Raw genomic sequence first — 17192 nt, 5'->3', positions numbered from 1 at the left:
GGGTGCGGCCGTGCTCCGCAAAGGAGTTGATCCCGTGTCGAGGCGCCGCATAGCCGCACTGCTGTCCTCACTCGCCCTCGCAAGCGCCGCGCTGCTGTTCCAGCAGGCCCCGAGCGCCTCCGCCGCCGGCTTCGTCGTGAGCGAGTCGCAGTTCAACCAGATGTTCCCGAACCGGAATTCGTTCTACACGTACAGCGGTCTCACCGCCGCCCTCAGCGCCTACCCCGGCTTCGCCAACACCGGCAGCGACACGGTGAAGAAGCAGGAGGCGGCCGCCTTCCTCGCCAACGTCAACCACGAGACCGGCGGCCTGGTCCACATCGTCGAGCAGAACCAGGCCAACTACCCGCACTACTGCGACTGGAGCCAGCCGTACGGCTGCCCCGCGGGCCAGGCCGCCTACTACGGACGCGGCCCCATCCAGCTCAGCTGGAACTTCAACTACAAGGCGGCGGGCGACGCCCTCGGCATCGACCTGCTGGGCAACCCCTGGCGGGTGCAGAACGAGGCGGCCGTCGCCTGGAAGACCGGCCTGTGGTACTGGAACACCCAGAACGGCCCCGGCACCATGACCCCCCACAACGCCATGGTCAACCAGGCCGGCTTCGGCCAGACCATCCGCTCCATCAACGGCTCCCTGGAGTGCGACGGCAAGAACCCGGCGCAGGTGCAGAGCCGCGTCAACGCCTACCAGCGCTTCACACAGATCCTCGGCGTCTCTCCGGGCGGCAACCTGTATTGCTGACGCCCCCGGTGTCCGAGGCGTGTGCGAGACTCCGCCGATGACCTCCGAAACGATCACCGCGGACGCCGCGGGCACCTGGAAACTGGGCGACCTGTCCGTGAGCCGCGTCGGCTTCGGCGCGATGCGGCTGACGGGCAGCGCCGCCTTCCACTTCGGCACGCCGAGCGACCGGCAGCGCTCGATCGCCGTTCTGCACAAGGCGGTTGAGCTCGGCGTCACCCACATCGACACCGCCGCCTTCTACTTCTCCGCGCTCCGCTCGGCCAACGAACTCATCAACACCGCGCTGGCGCCGTACCCCGACGACCTGGTCATCGCCACGAAGGTCGGCCCCTACCGCGACTACTCCGGCGAGTGGGGCACTTCGGCCCGCCCCGACCAACTGCGCGGCCACGTAGAGGAGAACCTGCGCCAGCTCGGCCGCGACCACCTGGACGTCGTATACCTGCGCCGTATGCGGCAGGACTCCATCGCCGAGCACTTCGGCGCGCTGGCCGAGCTGCGGGAGGCCGGCCTGATCCGCCACCTGGGCATCTCCGGCGTCGAGCCCCGCCACCTCGCCGAGGCCCAGGCCATCGCACCCGTCGTGTCCGTCCAGAACCAGTACGCCGTCGACCGCCTCGATCCCGTCGACGACGAAGTCCTGCGCATCTGCGGTGAGCAGGGCATCGCCTTCGTACCGTTCTATGCCGTGGCCGGCAAGGCCGGCGCGGAAGGCGGCACGACAGCCCACGACGACGAGGTCCTCGCCGTCGCCCGGGCGCACGGCGTCAGCCCCGCCCAGGTGCGCATCGCCTGGACCCTGCACCAGGGCCCGCACGTCCTCGCCATCCCCGGCACCGGCAACCCCGACCACCTGGCCGAGAACGTCGCCGCGGGCGCCCTGCGCCTGACCGCCGACGAGCTGGCGCGGCTCAACGCGGCGCGAGAACAAGCCGGTTGAGCCGGACCATCGCATCGTCGGCCTCGGTCAGCCCGTGTACCCGGTCACCGGATAGTGGTCGGAGAGGTTCGTGTACGTGTAGTCCGTCCCCCAGCTCGACACCGTCCAGGGCGCGCTCTGCTCCTTGACGACCTCGTTCTTCCAGACCGGGGGACGGGCGTGACCCGCCCGGTGCAGGACGTAGTCCAGGTCCTCGCGGGGGTCGTCGGGGTAGCGGTCGCGGGCGATGGAGTTGTCCCGCGTGTCGAAGGAGTACGGGTGCCCGGTGCGCGCGTCGGCCCCGACCAGACCGCCGTCGGCGAGCATCGAGGCGTACTCGGCGGTGCGCGAGTCGACGTTCAAGTCCCCGGCGACCAGGACCTGTTCACCCGAGGGGATGCTCTTGGCGTCCAGGAACGCGTCGATCGCCTTGAACTGCCGGCTGCGCATCGCGGCCGCCTCACCGGCGTCACAGCCCGCGTCGGTCGACTGCGCGTGCGTGCCGACGACGTGCACCTTCGTGCCGTTCACATTCAGCACCACGTACGCGAAGCCCTTGTTGGACCACCAGTCCGCCCCGCACGCGTCCTTGAACACGTACTGCTCCTTGCGCAGCACCGGCCACTTGCTCAGGATCGTGACCCCGCCGTCCTCGGGCGTCGTCGCCGAGTACGCCCCGCCCGTCGCGTCCCAGCCGTCCTTGCTCCGCCCCACCACCGGCGTCTGGTACGGATACTCGCCTGCCACCGCGGACTTCAGCGCGTCGGACGAGGAGTTGTCGAAGGCCTCCTGCACCACCACGACATCGTTCCCGCGGAAGAAGGACGCCTTGGCGATCTCCACGGCACGGTGGTCCTGGCCCCAGTTCGGGTACAGGGTCTTGCTGAACAGGAAGACGTTGTACGACAGCACCCGCAGCGGCGGAGCCTGTTCGGCGGCCGTCGCGGTGGGTGCGGCGCCCGCGAGCCCGGTGGTGGCGAGCGCGAGGGTGAGGACGGCTGCGCCCGGGGTGCGGCGCGAGACGAAGGGCGTCACTGGATCTCCCTGAGGGTGAAGGGGCCTGAGTGGCGCCGCACATCAAACCACCGGGGATTACTCCCAGGTAACTCCCGTGCGCAGAAAGAATGTCGGGCGGTGGTACGGCAGGGGAGCCGAACGAGCTGAACGAGCCGGACTCAGACGAGCCATACGCCGTTACGCATGAGGTGCCGACCCGTCATCTCGTGCTCCCCGTTCCGCACCTGCACCGCGCGCGGACGCACCCGGAAATAGACGTACGGTGCGCTGTCCGCCCGAGGGTCCCAGCCCGTCTTGGTCAGGAATGCCTCGGCGGCCGATCCCGGCACCTCGTCGGCGCCGTACATCTCCGCGTCGCCGTCGACGATCACGACATCCTGGGTGTCGCCCAACGCCAGCCGGGCCCGTCGGCGGTCCCGCAGATTCCGGCCGGTGGGGGTGGTCGGCCGGGTCGAGAGCCACAGGGCCTCGCCGTGCCACACGAACCAGAGGGGGACCAGGCACGGCAGCCCTTCGGCGCCCGTCGAGGCCACCCAGATGTCCCACTCGCTCTCCAGCCGGGCCAGGAGGTCGCGCTTGCGTCGCGCGGGACTGCGGGGCGGTTCGGTGATCTTCATGGCCGGGACGGTAGCGGGGGAGGGGAGCCGTGCAGATCGGACTCGGGTCCCGCCTCGGCTCGGGCTTGTGTCCTAGGCCGCTCTCGGTCCTGTCGTCAACTCCCTTCTGCCTCGCGACCCTCAGGTGCCCCACCCGTGCTCCAGTGGCTGAATCCCACTGCTTCTTTTGCCCCTTTCCGCCCCTCTTGTGCGGCACGGGCGTCATGTCTCGGCCGGGCAGGCATTCCCATGGCGTCGGTTCGGGGAAAGCCGCCGACGCCCGTCACGTGCGTACTCGTGCATGACGCGTACGAGTTGGAGGAGGCACAACATGGTGTGGGCATCGATGAACCGGCAGAGGCGGGCGAGCCTGAGAAGACGGGTCGGCGTAGGCGCGGCAGTGCTGGTGGGCGGACTGCTCCCGCCGATGGTGGGCGCCGACAGCGCGTCCGCGCAGCCGGACCAGCAGACGAGCTTCACGAATCCCGGCGTGTTCACCTTCACCCTCCCCGGTGGTCCCACTGACCTGAAAATCGTGACCTTCAGGGTCTGGGGAGCCGGGGCCGGCGGGAGTGGCGGAGCCGGTGGCGGCGGTGGTGGTGGCGGTGGGGGCGGCGGCAACGCCCTGCTCGCGCTGGGCGGAGGCGGCGGTGGTGGAGGCGGTGGCGGAGGGGGAGGTGCCGCCGGCGGTGGCGGCGGCTCCGGCAGCTTCGTGGAGTGCACCGAGGTACTGACCGGCGGCGTGACCCTGACCGTCGTGGTGGGAGCGGGTGGCAGTGCCGGCGGCGCGGGGACCGGCGCAAACGGCGGCCCGGGCGGCAGCGGAGGCGGCCCCTTCGGCGGCGGTCCCGGGAGCGCGGGCAGCTCCGGCTCCCTCGGTGGAGCCGGTCAGGAGAGCTCGGTGGGCCTCACCGCGGCGGTGGATCTCGCGTCCGCCTCCGGCGGGGCCGCAGGCACCAGGGCCCCCACGGGCGGCCGGGGCGGTGGCGGTGGCGCTGTCGGAGGGCTCGGCGGGGCCGGAGGGCTGGGCGGCGGCGGTGGTGCCGGCGGCGCCATCACCGGATCCGGCGGTACCGGCGGTCGGGTATCACGGTGTCTGGGTGTCCCCATCGCCGCGCTGAACGGCGATGACGGCAACGCCGGCGCCGCGGGCGGCTCCGGTACGGCAGGCGGCAGTGGCGCAAGCCAACACAGCGGTACGGGTGGGGCCGGTGGCAGTGGCGGCACCGGAGGCTCCGGTGGCAGCGGCGGGGCCGGTGGCGCCGGCGTCACCGTCGACGGGTTCACCTTCGGCGCAGGCGGCAGCGGCGGCGATGGCGGCATGGGTGGAGCGGGCGGCGCGGGTGGAGCAGGCGCCACCGGCGGCGGTGCTTCCGCGGCCGGCGGGTCGGCCGGTAGCGCCGGGGACGACGGTGTGGCCGGAAACGTCGGCGGAAACGGCGCCGTCGTCATCGACGCGACGCCCATCCCCTGACCGTGGAACCGGGGCGGGCCATGGCCCGGAGATGCGTCTCGGTCCGGTGATGCATCGCCCTGGTCCGGTGATGTGTCGCCATGGGCTGTCCGATGCCCAATTGGAGTTCCGACCGGCGCTTGCCGCCCCGGTCATGCCTGGGGCGCATCCCCGGGCATGACCGTTCGTTCACCGACTGGCGTCCACGACGTTTTACGTATAACCTCTCCCGTCAATCGCACCTCCCGGAAGGCCCCGATGAGACGCATCGCCCTGGTCACCCTCGTCGTCGACGACTACGACGAGGCGATCCGCCACTACACCGAAGCCCTCGGCTTCCGGCTCGTCGAGGACACCCCGCGCCCGGACGGCTCCCGCTGGGTCGTCGTCCAGCCCGGCGACGAGGGCACCGGTCTGCTGCTGGCCCGGGCCAAGGGTGAGCAGCAGCGCGCCCGGGTCGGTGACCAGACCGGCGGGCGCGTCGGGTACTTCCTGTACACCGACGACTTCGCCCGCGACCACGCCCGCATGCTCGCCGCGGGCGTGACCTTCCTGGAGGAGCCCCGGCACGAGCCGTACGGCTCTGTCGCCGTCTTCCAGGACCTGTACGGCAACCGCTGGGACCTGCTCCAGCCGGCCGGCTGACTCTCCTCCCGCGCCGTATCGAACCTCCGAAACTCCTCCCGACCCGCCGAGACCCTCCGACACTCCTCCCGCCGCTCCGAACCGCCCCGCTCAAGGCTCAAGGAAAGACCCGTCATGACTGCTACGCGCGTAGACGCCGAAGTGATCCGCCGCCTCCCCAAGGCCGTCCTGCACGACCACCTCGACGGCGGCCTGCGCCCCGCCACCGTGGTGGAGCTCGCGGAGACGGTCGGCCACACCCTGCCCACCACCGACCCGGACGAGCTCGCCGCCTGGTACTGCGAGGCCGCGAACTCCGGCGACCTGGTCCGCTACATCGCCACCTTCGAGCACACCCTCGCCGTGATGCAGACCCGCGAGGGGCTGCTGCGCACCGCCGAGGAGTACGTCCTCGACCTGGCCGCCGACGGTGTCGTGTACGGCGAGGTGCGTTACGCCCCCGAGCTGAACACCAACGGCGGTCTCACGCTCGCCGAGGTCGTCGAGACCGTCCAGGAGGGCCTGGCGGCCGGCATGGCGAAGGCGGCCGCGGCCGGCACTCCTGTCCGCGTCGGCACCCTCCTGTGCGGGATGCGGATGTTCGACCGCGTGCGCGAGGCCGCCGACCTCGCCGTAGCCTTCCGGGACGCTGGTGTGGTGGGCTTCGACATCGCCGGTGCCGAGGACGGCTTCCCGCCCGCCGACCACCTCGACGCCTTCGAGCACCTGCGCCGCGAGAGCGTCCCGTTCACCATCCACGCCGGCGAGGCACACGGTCTGCCCAGCATCCACCAGGCCCTCCAGGTGTGCGGCGCCCAGCGCATCGGTCACGGCGTGCGGATCACCGACGACATAGTGGACGGCAAGCTCGGCCGCCTGGCCGGCTGGGTGCGCGACCGCCGTGTCGCGCTGGAGATGTGCCCGACGTCCAACCTGCAGACCGGTGCCGCCACCTCCATCGCCGAGCACCCGATCACCGCGCTCAAGGACCTCGGCTTCCGCGTCACCCTCAACACCGACAACCGTCTGGTCTCCGGTACGACGATGACGCGCGAGATGTCCCTGCTGGTCGAGGAGGCGGGCTGGACGGTCGAGGACCTGCGCACGGTCACTGTGAACGCCGTCAAGAGCGCGTTCATCCCGTTCGACGAGCGCAAGGCCCTCATCGAGGACGTCGTCCTGCCGGGGTACGCGGCCGCGCTGTGAAGCGGCTCGCGGGCTGTGCGCTCCTCAGCGGCTATGAGCTCTTCAGCAGCCCGCGGAGATAGGCGGCCTGTCCGACGTGCTGCAGATCGTCGGACAGGACGCTGACCAGTCGTACGCCGAGAGTGACCGGCGGATCCCAGCGCTCGTCCACGATGCGCTCCAGATCCTTGGCGGCCACCTCGCGCAGTGCCCCGAGGGTCTGGGCGTGCACGGCGTCGTAGTAACGGGTCAGCAGGTCACCGGAGTCGACCCGCACCTTGGCGACCTTCGCGGCGCTATGCCCGTACCCGGTGTCATGGCGCGGCAGGTCGAGCCCGAAGGTCTTCTGGAAGTCCTGCGTCAGCCACACCTGGTCGAGTTCGAAGGCGTCGGCGATGTGGTCGTCCTGGACGCGGGTGAGATGCCAGACCAGCCAGGCGATGGAGTTGGTGTCGGAGGAGGGGCGGGCGTGCAGGTCGTCGGGGTCGAGGCCCTCGACGGCGGCGTGGACTTCTTCCTGGATGCGGTTGTACCCGTCGATGAGGATGTCCTTGGCATGCATGCATCCACCATTGCGCAAAGCCGTCCGTCACGCGCCCGCTGAGTCCAGCAATGCCATCAGCGCCCGGGCCGCCGGGCTCGTGGCCTGCGCGCGCGGCAGCAGGGCGACCGTCTCGTAGACCGTCTCGCCGGCGCCCTTCACCGGCAGCGCGGTCAGGGACCGCCGCTTGTGCCGGAAGTGACGCGGTACGACGGCGATGCCGAGGTCCTCGTCCACCAGGTCCAGGAGGCTGTGCACGTCGTTCACCTCCAGGGCGACGCTCCGCCGGACGCCGGCCGCGGCGAACGCGGCGTCGGTGGTGCGGCGCGGCCCCCAGTCCGGGTGGAAGTCGACGAAGACCTCGCCGCCCAGCTCCTCGGGAGTGACCGCGGCGCCGGCGGCGGCGAGCCGGTGGCTCGGATGGCACAGGACGGTCATCGGCTCGCTGGTCAGCGGTACGACCCGCAGCTGGTCGATGTCCTCCTCGGCCGTGCGCACCGCGAAGGCCAGGTCCAGGCGCCCGGCCGCGACCTCCTCCGCGAGCGCGCCCGACCCCGCCTGGCGCAGGCAGATCTCCACGTCCGGATGCTGCCGCCGGAAGGCCGCGAGCAGCCCCGCCACATGCACCCCGGCGATGCACTGCTCCGACCCGAGCGCCAGCATCCCGCGCAGCACGCCCTGCACCGCGGCCACCGCCTCATGGGCCGCCCGCACCTGCGCCAGGATCCGCTCCGCCTCGCCCAGCAGCGCCCGCCCGGCCGGGGTGAGCGTCACCCGGCGGGTCGTCCGCACGAACAGCGGGGTCTGCAACTCCCGTTCCAGGGCCCGGATCGAGGCCGACAGGCCCGACTGGGACACCATCAGGCGCTCTGCCGCCCGAGTGAAGTGCTGGTCCTCGGCGACCGCCACGAAGTGCTGGAGATGGCGCAGTTCCATGATTGAGCAGCGTAGCCGCTGAATCCCATCGGATTTACCTGTTGGACCACTGCCCGCAGGTCACGACAGAGTGGACGGCGACTGGAATACCGGTCGCCCACCGGTTCTGTGGAACCGTCCTCATGTGTGCCAACCCCTCTGGAGTCGCGTTGTACACCGCACACACCGACCGCTACGCGGACATGCCCTACCGGCGCACCGGACGCAGCGGCCTCAAGCTCCCGGCGCTGTCCCTCGGCCTGTGGCACAACTTCGGCCCGGCGGACCGCTCGGTCGAGCACCAGCGGGCCATCCTGCGCCGCGCTTTCGACCTCGGCGTCACCCACTTCGACCTGGCCAACAACTACGGCCCGCCGCCCGGGGCCGCCGAGTCGGCGTTCGGTGAGGCGCTGAAGACGGACTTCGCGCCGTACCGCGACGAGCTGATCATCTCCACCAAGGCCGGCTATCTGATGTGGCCCGGCCCGTACGGCGAGTGGGGCTCGCGCAAGTACCTGCTGTCCTCGCTCGACCAGAGCCTGAAGCGGATGGGCCTGGACTACGTCGACATCTTCTACTCGCACCGCCCCGACCCGGACACTCCGCTGGAGGAGACGATGGGCGCCCTGCACTCGGCGGTGCAGCAGGGCAAGGCGCTGTACGTCGGCGTCTCCAACTACTCGGCCGAGCAGACCCGCGAGGCCGCCCGCATCCTCGGCGAGCTGGGCACCCCGCTCCTCATCCACCAGCCGGCGTACTCGATGCTGAACCGCCGCCCTGAGGAGGAGGGCCTCCTCGACGCCCTGGACGAGCTGCAGGTCGGTTCGATCGTCTTCTCCCCGCTGGCGCAGGGCCAGCTGACCTCCCGCTACCTCGACGGCATCCCGCAGGACTCGCGGGCCGCGAGCGGCAGTCCGTTCCTGAACGCCGACGCGATCACCGGGGAACTGCTGGGCAAGCTGCGCGCACTGAACGACATCGCCGAGTCCCGTGGCCAGACCCTGGCCCAGCTGGCCCTGGCCTGGGTTCTTCGCGGCGGCCGGGTGACCTCGGCGCTTGTCGGTGCGAGCAGTGCGCAGCAGATCGAGGACAGCGTCGCCGCCACCCGCAACCTGGACTTCGACGCGGAGGAACTGGACCGTATCGACGCGATCCTCAAGGGCTGAGCCGCTCCGTCAGACGCACGGTCACCCAGTCGCCCTCCTGCTTCCCGATGGCCTTGCGCACATCGGCCTTGACGGGAAGCTTGTGGGTGCCGTCTCCGAGGGCCATGAACGAACTCTGGAACGGATGTCCGTCGACCGTCCCCCGGATCCTGACCAGTCCACGGGTACCGAAGAAGTCGACGGACTCCGGCCAGACGACATAGGTCCAGCCGCCCTTGGCGGTGCTCTTGACCAGGACGGCGGTGAATTCCGCGTCCAGTTTCCCGCTCGTGGTCATCTTCCCGTTCGCGGTCATGGTGTCCTCCCTCGCGGCGCTCTTCGCGGCCTTCACTGCTCAGACCGCCGCGAGGCACGGAACTCATCGCTCACGCCGTGCAGCAGCCCTGCGGGGTCCACTCGACGGCGACCGTCCGGGCCGGCGCACCGGGCTCGCGGGCGTTCCAGCCCTCGAAGGAGCGCGATCCCGCTCGCGGCGAACCGGCACCGCATCGATGCCCGCACGCTGCGGAAAGCTCGATCACTCCCGAGGTAATGCCCGGTCATCCCCCGAGGTTGACGTGTACCCGCCGTATTTCGGCCAACACCGGCTGTGAATATGCCAGGAGACTGGCCGGAAAGTCGTGGTGACAGTGTTTCAGTAGTGAACATACTCGACTACGAGGGTGCCTCACATGGGGCGACGGTGCCCTTACACACCGCTCACGAGCCGCACGGAAAGCGAGGTCCGCCGAGAGGCGAACACGGCAACACGGGGGAGGCTACGTGCACGACGAGTTCCTGTGCCATGTCACCGCATACGGCGTCTGCGGCGGACGGCGCATCGGTGTACCCCTGGGGACCTACCGGGCGCCCACCCTGGCCCTTGCCCTGTGGTGGTTACGTGACCGGGCTTCCTGGATCGCCGAGCGATTAGACCCGCAACCCGACGCCGAGCACTTCCCGCCGGGCGCGCTCGTCCCGGTCGGCGACACCGTGCTCGACGTACCGGCCGTACTGCGCACCTGGTGCGGCGACGTCGGCCAACAGGAGCTGGTCGCCGATGAGTTGGCGGCCGGGCGACTGGTGAGGCTCGCGGTGAGCGACGACACCACCGAGTACGAACTGCTCGCCGAGTCGGTGGACGCGCTGCGTATGCAGCGGACCATCCCGGCGCTGGTCGTGTCCGTCGGGTGAACCCGCTGTCCCGAGCGATCCCTGTTCTGAGCGGTCTCAGTCCCAGGTCCCGGGTGTTCTCAGTCCCGGGTGATCCAAGTCCTGGATCCAGGCAGGCGCATATATGGGCAGATCGATAGAATCTTGGCATGGCGGAGCGTTCGGCCGCACCGACTGCGCCCGTACTCGTCCTGGAGACCGAGTCGGGCTCCACCGTGATGACCCCGGGCCGTGACTACCACGTCGGACGCGACCCGCTCAGCGACATCGTCATCGACGACGCCCGCGTCTCCTGGCATCACGCGGTGCTGCGCCCCGAGGCCGACCACTGGACCCTCGAGGACGACAACAGCACGAACGGCACCTACACCGAAGGCCGCCGCATCCACGAGTGGGACGTCGGCCCCGGCACCGTCCTGCGCTTCGGCAACCCGTCCGACGGCCCCCGTGCGGTGCTGCTGGACCGCCCCGGCCGGACGGCGGCGCCGGAGCGTCCCTCGGCGGTCTCCATGCCCGGCCGCACCGGTACCTTTCGGCAGCCCACCTCCGTGCGCCCGCTGTCCACCCGCACCGTCCGCATCGGCCGCGCCGCCGACAACGACCTGGTCATCGACGACCTGATCGTCTCCCGCCACCACGCCGAGCTGCGCGCCCTCCCCGACGGGACCCACGAGATCGCCGATCTGGGCAGCCACAACGGCACCTACCTCAACGGCAGTCGCGTCACCGGCGCGCCCCTCGGCCCCGGTGACGTCGTCGGCATCGGCCACTCCGCGTTCTGCCTGGTCGGGGACCAGTTGCAGGAGTACGTCGACACCGGTGAGATCTCCCTCGAAGTGCAGGACCTCGAGGTCTTCGTCGATCACGGCCGCAGGACCCTGCTCGACCGCGTCTCCTTCCCGGTGGGGGAGAAGTGCCTGCTCGCGGTCGTCGGCCCGAGCGGCGCCGGGAAGTCCACGCTGCTCAACGCCCTCACCGGACAGCGCCCCGCCGACCACGGCACCGTGCTCTACGACGGCCGCGATCTCTACCGCGACTACGCCGAGTTGCGCCAGCGCATCGGTCTGGTCCCGCAGGACGACATCCTGCACGCACAGCTCACCGTCCGCAGCGCTCTGGCCTACGCCGCCGAACTGCGCTTTCCGCAGGACACCGCCAAGGCCGAGCGCCGGGCCAGGGTCGACGAGGTCATCCGCGAACTGGGCCTGCAGCAGCGCTCCGAGCAGCCGCTGCACAGCCTGTCGGGCGGGCAGCGCAAGCGGGTGAGCGTCGCCCTGGAGCTGCTGACCAAGCCGTCTCTGCTGTTCCTCGACGAGCCGACCTCCGGGCTCGACCCCGGCATGGACCGCTCGGTGATGCACATGCTGCGCGGCCTGGCCGACGACGGCCGCACCGTCATCGTCGTCACCCACAGCGTGCTCAGCCTCGACGTCTGCGACCGGCTCCTGGTGCTCGCGCCCGGCGGACGGATCGCCTACTACGGCCCGCCCGAGGAGGCCCTGCTCTTCTTCGGCTTCGAGCACTGGCCGGAGGCCTTCGAGGCCTTCGAACGCGACCAGGAGCGGGACTGGGCGGGCGACTACCGGACCTCGCTCCTCCACCGGAGGTACATCACCGACGCGACCGGACAGCCCCGGCAGCCCCGCACCGGCCCGGTCGTCATCACCCGGCCGCCCCGGCCGCGCAGCCGCGGCGCCCAGCTCGGCACGCTGATCCGCCGCTACACCACCGCGCTCGCCGCCGACCGCACCTTCCTCGCCATCATGATCGCCCTGCCGTTCGTGATGGGGGCGATGGCCCGCGCCCTGGCGGGGAGCAAGCTGACCCAGGAGACGGCGATGAACGCGCTGCTGATCCTGTGCGTCGGCGGAGTCCTCACGGGCGCGGCGAACGCCGTGCGCGAACTCGTCAAGGAGCGCGTGATCTACCAGCGTGAGCGGGCGGTCGGCCTGTCCAGATCGGCGTACCTGATGTCCAAGGTGGTGGTGCTGGGGACGGTCACCGTGCTGCAGGCGGTCGTGCTGACCCTGGTCGCCCTGCTCGGCGTCGACCTCAACGCCCCTGGCGGCGAAGGCGTGTTGATGCCACCCCTCGTCGAAATCACCGTCGCGGTGGCCCTACTGGCTTTCACGGCGATGATGCTCGGTCTGCTCGTCTCCGCGCTGGTGCGCAAGGAGGAGGTGACGATGCCGCTGCTGGTGCTGCTCGCCATCGTCCAGGTCGTCTTCTGCGGCGCCCTGCTGAAGCTGGACGGCGTGCCCGGTCTGGAGCAACTGTCCTGGCTGGTCCCCTCGCGCTGGGCGCTCGGCGCGATGGCCGGCACCGTCGAACTGTCCCGGATCGTGCCCGGCGACCTGACCGGCGATCCCCTGTTCGAGCACTCGGCCGGTGTGTGGCTGCTCAACGTGGCCATGCTGGTCGTGCTCTCGCTGGCCTTCGGCTACGTCGTCTCCCGGCTGCTGCGCCGGCACGAACCCGTCGTCATGCGGAAGTAGGAGGTCCAGGCGATGGCTCCCCCCGGCTTCCGGCCCACCCACGTCGTCCCCAAGCACGGCATGCCCGCCTGGCAGGCCCCCGACCCCGCCCGGCCCACCGTGCCCCTCGACCCGTTCCTGCCGGTCCAGCTCGTCGAACGGCGCGGGGACTGGGGGCACATCATGTGCGCCAACGGCTGGTCGGCCTGGGTCGACGGCCGCTTCCTGGTCGCCGTACCCCAGGACCCGCCCACCGCCGACGGTGGCCCGCTCACCGGCACCGCCGACCCGCGCCCGCTGCTCGCCCGGGCCGACCGGGCGCTGACCGGTTACCGGTCAGCGGTCGAGGACCTGGTCTCCGGCGACCTGGACGGCGAGACCTTCCGCGTCCGCACGCGGGGCCTGCGGGTCGGGGTCGTCGTGGACGGGGAGTCCGTGTGGCTGTACGACGCCGACCGGGGGCGGTGGATGTACGCGGAGGGCAACCGGCTGAGCACCTACGCGACGGACGAAGGGCCCCGCGACGCGGCCGATCACGGCCACGACCCGACTCAGATCGTGACGACCGATGACCCGTGACACGAGCCTCTTCTCGGGCCGGCCCTCCGAGCTGATCGGCCGGCAGGTCGCCGGCTACCGCATCGAGCGTGAGATCGGCCGGGGCGGCATGGCCGTGGTCTACCGCGCCCGGGACCTGCGCCTGGACCGCACCGTCGCGCTGAAGCTCCTCGCCCCCGAACTCGCCCGCAACGACACCTTCCGTCGCCGCTTCAGCCACGAGTCCCGGGCGGCCGCCGCGATCGACCACCCGCACATCGTGCCGGTCTTCGAGGCGGGCGAGACGGACGGCATCCTGTACATCGCCATGCGCTACGTCGAGGGCAGCGACCTGCGCCATCTCCTCGACCGCCAGGGCCCGTTGCCACCCGCGACGGCCCTGCGCATCGCCGCACAGGTGGCCTCCGCCCTGGACGCGGCACACGAGCACGGGCTGGTCCACCGGGACGTCAAACCCGGCAACATCCTCGTCGCGCGCGGCCCCGACAGCGACCACCCCGAGCACGCCTACCTCACCGACTTCGGCCTGACGAAGAAGTCGCTGTCCCTGACCGGCGTCACGAGCGTCGGCCAGTTCGTCGGCACGCTGGACTACGTGGCCCCCGAGCAGATCTCGGGCAAGCCCGTCGACGCGCGCTGCGACGTCTACGGATTCGCCTGCGTGCTCTACGAGTGCCTGGCCGGCCGGCCACCGTTCTGCCGCGACGACGACATGGCCCTGCTGTGGGCGCACCAGTACGACGAGCCGCCGCCCCTGACCGAGGCGCGCCCGGACCTCGCCCCGTCAGTCGACGCCGTGTTCGCCACGGCGCTGGCCAAGAACCCCGAGAACCGTCACGACTCCTGCCTCGCCTTCGTCGCCGACCTGCGCTCCGCAATGGCCGGGGGTGACAGGGAGCACGCGCCGACGGAGGTGGACCTCGAGGCCGTAGACCGCCCGAAGGAACCCACGAAGGACGTACCGAAAGCGGACGTACCGAAAGCACCACCCCGCTGGGCCGAGCCGGTCTTCGGGTGGTGACCGCGGGTCCGCCCCGCCGGCCCTCCCTCGACCGGATGCACGTCGATGTCCGACGTCATCCTTCCCCGAGTGCCGTGACCTCGCCCCTGTGCCGCACCGGCCGCGCCAGCAGCCCGCCGAGGAACCCGGCGATCAGCCCCCACAGCAGCGCCAGCCCGAACGCGGTCCACATCTCGGGCCTCAGGAACAGCTCTCCGCCCAGATCACCGCCCAGGTCGCCGATGCCGAGCACCGACAGGCCGTAGTGCGCGGAGATCCGGCCGACGAGGCAGATCATCAGCACCGTCAGCGCGAGAGCGACCGCCATGTGGACGGCGTGCTGCCAGGGACGCGTCCGGGCGGGTGAACGCATCGCCATCACGAACGCGACGGCCAGCAGCAGGGCCGAGTCGACGGCGACGAGCCACCACACCCGGCTGTCGTACTCGGCGAGCGTGCTCAGATTCAGCTCGGCGTCGTCCTGGCCGCGCAGCACCTCGTCGAGGACATGCGGCATGGGCAGTCCGAACGGCCCCTCCACGTGGCCGTTCCAGGTCGCGCCGAGCCCGATCGTGAGGGCGAGCCACACCAGGTTCGGCAACCCGAGCAGAATCACCGCGAGCGTCTCGACCGCGTGCCCGCGTGTCGCCGCGACGACCAGGCCGATGACGACACCCAGCGCGACCCACGCGAGCAACAGCACCACCATGGCGTGCGCGGCCGGCCGTACCGACTCCTGGAAGCGCAGCAGCCGCCCCGGCAGCGGAGCCCCGCGCGAGACCAGCAGGGCCAGCACCAGCACGCCCGCCAGCCACAGCAGGCCGAAGAACACGGTCGCCGGTACGTCCGTGGTGAAGCCGACCTCCGGTGAGATGCCGAACAGGTCACCGAGGTCACCCAGGGCGTCCTCGCCGAGGTCGTCGAGGGAGAGGGAGAAGGTCTGCCGGGCGGTGTAGGCCAGCGCCAGCAGACCGCCCAGCCACAGTACGGCGATCCTGACGGCCCATCCGGCCAGCTCCCAGGCGCCCGCGACCGCCCGGTGCCGCAGCGGCCGCAGGAAACCGGCGGCCAGGACGAGGGCTCCGACGAGCGTGACGGACAGCGGGATCACGGTCAGCCCGGCGTCGGACTCGGCCAGCCCACCGGCATCCCCGGAGAGCTCGACCGTGCCGCCGACCGCCGTGACCACGGTCGCGGCGACGACCCGCGGGAAGGCGTTGTCCGGGAGCTCCGTGGCCCCGGCCGCCCACAGCCCCAGCGCTGCGACCACCCCCATCGAGACCAGCGCGGCCAGCACCGAGGCGAGGGCCTGCACCCAGCCATGACTGGCCACGGCCGGACGAATGGGGGTCAGCACGCTCACCCTGCCCACGCTAAGCAGCGCCACTGCGGCGCGCCCGCCGGGAGGTCCGTCCGCGTCGGCTTGCGGGCGGTGCGGAACCCGGGCACAGAATGGGATCACCGCCGAAAGGCGACAAAAGCAGCAAAAAGTACTTATGCAGTGAAAGCGGATCAGGTAGCAGGAACAGGCGCCGCTGGAATCCCGTGCAGGGCTCCCGTGCAGGGAACCTGGCAGGAATCCCGCGTCGGGAAGAAGGCTTTGTGAGCGTCGAACCCCCGTCCTCCGGCCGCCCCACAGGACCGCCCTCGGGCCCCCTGTCGGGCCCCTCCGGCCCACCCTCGCAGCCCCCGGACGACGGCGGTCCCGGAGGACCCTGGCCCGAGCCCCAGCAGCCTTGGTGGAGGTCCGTACCCCGCCTCGCGGCGCTCACCGCCGTGGTGGTGGCAGCCGTGGTCCTCGCTGTCGTCTTCTCGCGAGGCGGGGGTGACAGCAGCCCCGTGGCCAGCGGTGAGGTCTTCCACGAGGGCAAGGACAAGCAGGGTCCCGCGCCGTTCACCGAGTCCACGGCGAACAACAACTCAGTCGCGCCCGTCACCCCGACCCCGGCCGGCGAGTCGGCGTCGACGAACGCCGTACGGCGTGTCGACGGGGGCGCACCCGGCCTGTACGGCGGCACCCGCAACGTGGCCAGCTGCGACGTGGAGAAGCAGATCGACTATCTCCGGGCGGACCCGGAGAAGAACAGGGCGTTCGCGTCGGTCGCCCAGGTCGACGTGTCCGAGGTCCCCTCCTATCTGCGCTCGCTCACCCCTGTCCAGCTGCGCATGGACACCCGCGTCACCAACCACGGCTTCCGCGACGGCGCCGCCACCACTTACCAGGCCGTCCTCCAGGCCGGCACGGCGGTACTCGTCGACGAGCACGGAGTGCCCCGGGTGCGCTGCGCCTGCGGCAACCCGCTGACCGATCCGGTCGCCCAGCAGGGCTCGTTCAAGCGGACGGGTGACTCGTGGCCGTCGTACAGCCCCTCGAACGTCGTGGTGGTCTCGCCCTCGACGACGATCGTCAACATCTTCGTCATCTTCGACGTCGAGCGCGACGAGTGGATCGCCCGCCAGCGCGGCGACGACGTCGACAAGGACAAGAAGACTCACCCGCCCGCGAGGCCCTCCCCGTCGGTGAGCGTGTCGACGCCGACGAGCTCCCCCTCGAAGTGCGTCCCGCTGCCCGACGACGCCACGGAGATGCCCCCGGGCTCCGTGTCGCCCTGCCCGCCCACGTCGACCGCCCCGTCCTCCCCGTCGACGAGTCCGGAGACGTCGACGAGCGAGCCGACGACCACGAAGCCGGAGACATCCAAGTCGTCCGAGACGTCCGAGTCGCCCGAGACGTCGGCTTCCACCTCCCAGCCGCCGTCGGACGGGGACACGACCGCGACGTCTCAGTCGGCGTCCACGGGGAGCGGGAGCGGTAGCGTGTCGGGGTCGCCGCCGCTGTGACGT

17 protein-coding genes are annotated in these 17192 nt (G+C 71.0%); 11 read left to right on the top strand and 6 right to left on the bottom strand.

Annotated elements, in window-relative coordinates:
- Nucleotides 1–91: 91 nt before the first annotated feature.
- Complete coding sequence (locus EHO50_RS10745; protein WP_425472183.1) at nt 92–745, top strand: chitinase; 654 nt, start codon at nt 92–94, stop codon at nt 743–745.
- A gap of 37 nt (nt 746–782) precedes the next feature.
- The gene (locus EHO50_RS10740; protein ID WP_164904810.1) at nt 783–1688 is read left to right on the top strand and encodes an aldo/keto reductase; all 906 of its coding nucleotides are present in this window, start codon (nt 783–785) and stop codon (nt 1686–1688) included.
- A gap of 27 nt (nt 1689–1715) precedes the next feature.
- Here EHO50_RS10740 and sph read toward each other — a convergent pair whose 3' ends face one another.
- Nucleotides 1716–2702: a sphingomyelin phosphodiesterase gene (sph, locus tag EHO50_RS10735; protein WP_128429656.1), complete on the bottom strand. Its 987-nt coding sequence runs from the start codon at nt 2700–2702 to the stop codon at nt 1716–1718.
- 140 nt (nt 2703–2842) lie between these two features.
- A complete protein-coding gene (locus tag EHO50_RS10730) occupies nt 2843–3301 on the bottom strand; it encodes a pyridoxamine 5'-phosphate oxidase family protein (RefSeq protein ID WP_128429655.1) in 459 nt (152 codons plus the stop codon).
- Between the two features lie 310 nt (nt 3302–3611).
- Here EHO50_RS10730 and EHO50_RS43960 point away from each other — a divergent pair, with 310 nt between their 5' ends.
- The 3 genes from EHO50_RS43960 (at nt 3612) to EHO50_RS10705 (ending at nt 6563) form a co-directional block, all read left to right on the top strand.
- Nucleotides 3612–4754: a hypothetical protein gene (locus EHO50_RS43960; protein ID WP_164904809.1), complete on the top strand. Its 1143-nt coding sequence runs from the start codon at nt 3612–3614 to the stop codon at nt 4752–4754.
- A gap of 237 nt (nt 4755–4991) precedes the next feature.
- On the top strand, nt 4992–5378 hold the full coding sequence (locus tag EHO50_RS10715; protein ID WP_128429654.1) for a VOC family protein: 387 nt from the start codon (nt 4992–4994) through the stop codon (nt 5376–5378).
- Nucleotides 5379–5492: 114 nt separating this feature from the next.
- Nucleotides 5493–6563, top strand: coding sequence for an adenosine deaminase (locus tag EHO50_RS10705; protein WP_128429653.1), 1071 nt, complete (start codon nt 5493–5495; stop codon nt 6561–6563).
- Between the two features lie 31 nt (nt 6564–6594).
- On the opposite strand, the gene EHO50_RS10700 is transcribed toward EHO50_RS10705, so the two are convergent.
- The gene (locus EHO50_RS10700) at nt 6595–7104 is read right to left on the bottom strand and encodes a mycothiol transferase (RefSeq protein ID WP_128429652.1); all 510 of its coding nucleotides are present in this window, start codon (nt 7102–7104) and stop codon (nt 6595–6597) included.
- Between the two features lie 27 nt (nt 7105–7131).
- Nucleotides 7132–8019: a LysR family transcriptional regulator gene (locus EHO50_RS10695; RefSeq protein WP_128429651.1), complete on the bottom strand. Its 888-nt coding sequence runs from the start codon at nt 8017–8019 to the stop codon at nt 7132–7134.
- A gap of 149 nt (nt 8020–8168) precedes the next feature.
- On the opposite strand from EHO50_RS10695, the gene mgrA reads away from it, so the two are divergent.
- A complete protein-coding gene (mgrA, locus tag EHO50_RS10690; protein ID WP_128429650.1) occupies nt 8169–9164 on the top strand; it encodes an L-glyceraldehyde 3-phosphate reductase in 996 nt (331 codons plus the stop codon).
- Here mgrA and EHO50_RS10685 read toward each other — a convergent pair.
- Nucleotides 9154–9441, bottom strand: a complete 288-nt coding sequence (locus EHO50_RS10685; RefSeq protein ID WP_128430648.1) for a DUF1905 domain-containing protein — start codon at nt 9439–9441, stop codon at nt 9154–9156. The genes mgrA and EHO50_RS10685 overlap by 11 nt on opposite strands.
- 485 nt (nt 9442–9926) lie before the next feature.
- Between EHO50_RS10685 and EHO50_RS10680 the strand changes: the two genes are divergently transcribed.
- The 4 genes from EHO50_RS10680 (at nt 9927) to EHO50_RS10665 (ending at nt 14369) form a co-directional block, all read left to right on the top strand.
- The gene (locus EHO50_RS10680; RefSeq protein ID WP_128429649.1) at nt 9927–10337 is read left to right on the top strand and encodes a hypothetical protein; all 411 of its coding nucleotides are present in this window, start codon (nt 9927–9929) and stop codon (nt 10335–10337) included.
- A 128-nt stretch (nt 10338–10465) separates the two neighbouring features.
- The gene (locus EHO50_RS10675) at nt 10466–12811 is read left to right on the top strand and encodes an ABC transporter ATP-binding protein/permease (protein ID WP_128429648.1); all 2346 of its coding nucleotides are present in this window, start codon (nt 10466–10468) and stop codon (nt 12809–12811) included.
- 12 nt (nt 12812–12823) lie between these two features.
- On the top strand, nt 12824–13369 hold the full coding sequence (locus tag EHO50_RS10670) for an SH3 domain-containing protein (RefSeq protein WP_128429647.1): 546 nt from the start codon (nt 12824–12826) through the stop codon (nt 13367–13369).
- Nucleotides 13359–14369, top strand: a complete 1011-nt coding sequence (locus EHO50_RS10665; protein ID WP_128429646.1) for a serine/threonine-protein kinase — start codon at nt 13359–13361, stop codon at nt 14367–14369. The genes EHO50_RS10670 and EHO50_RS10665 overlap by 11 nt, the downstream gene beginning before the upstream one ends.
- Nucleotides 14370–14424: 55 nt before the next feature.
- On the opposite strand, the gene EHO50_RS10660 is transcribed toward EHO50_RS10665, so the two are convergent.
- A complete protein-coding gene (locus EHO50_RS10660) occupies nt 14425–15711 on the bottom strand; it encodes a streptophobe family protein (protein WP_128429645.1) in 1287 nt (428 codons plus the stop codon).
- A gap of 239 nt (nt 15712–15950) precedes the next feature.
- Here EHO50_RS10660 and EHO50_RS10655 point away from each other — a divergent pair, with 239 nt between their 5' ends.
- Entirely contained in the window at nt 15951–17189 is a 1239-nt protein-coding gene (locus EHO50_RS10655; protein ID WP_128429644.1) for a DUF6777 domain-containing protein, read from the top strand.
- Nucleotides 17190–17192: the final 3 nt, after the last annotated feature.

Origin of the sequence: Streptomyces cyaneus (assembly GCF_004028635.1) — a bacterium.
In the GTDB taxonomy this organism is placed as follows: Bacteria; Actinomycetota; Actinomycetes; order Streptomycetales; family Streptomycetaceae; genus Streptomyces; species Streptomyces cyaneus.
Note: the sequence above shows the minus strand (reverse complement) of the source record. Positions and strands in the feature narration are given on the sequence as shown.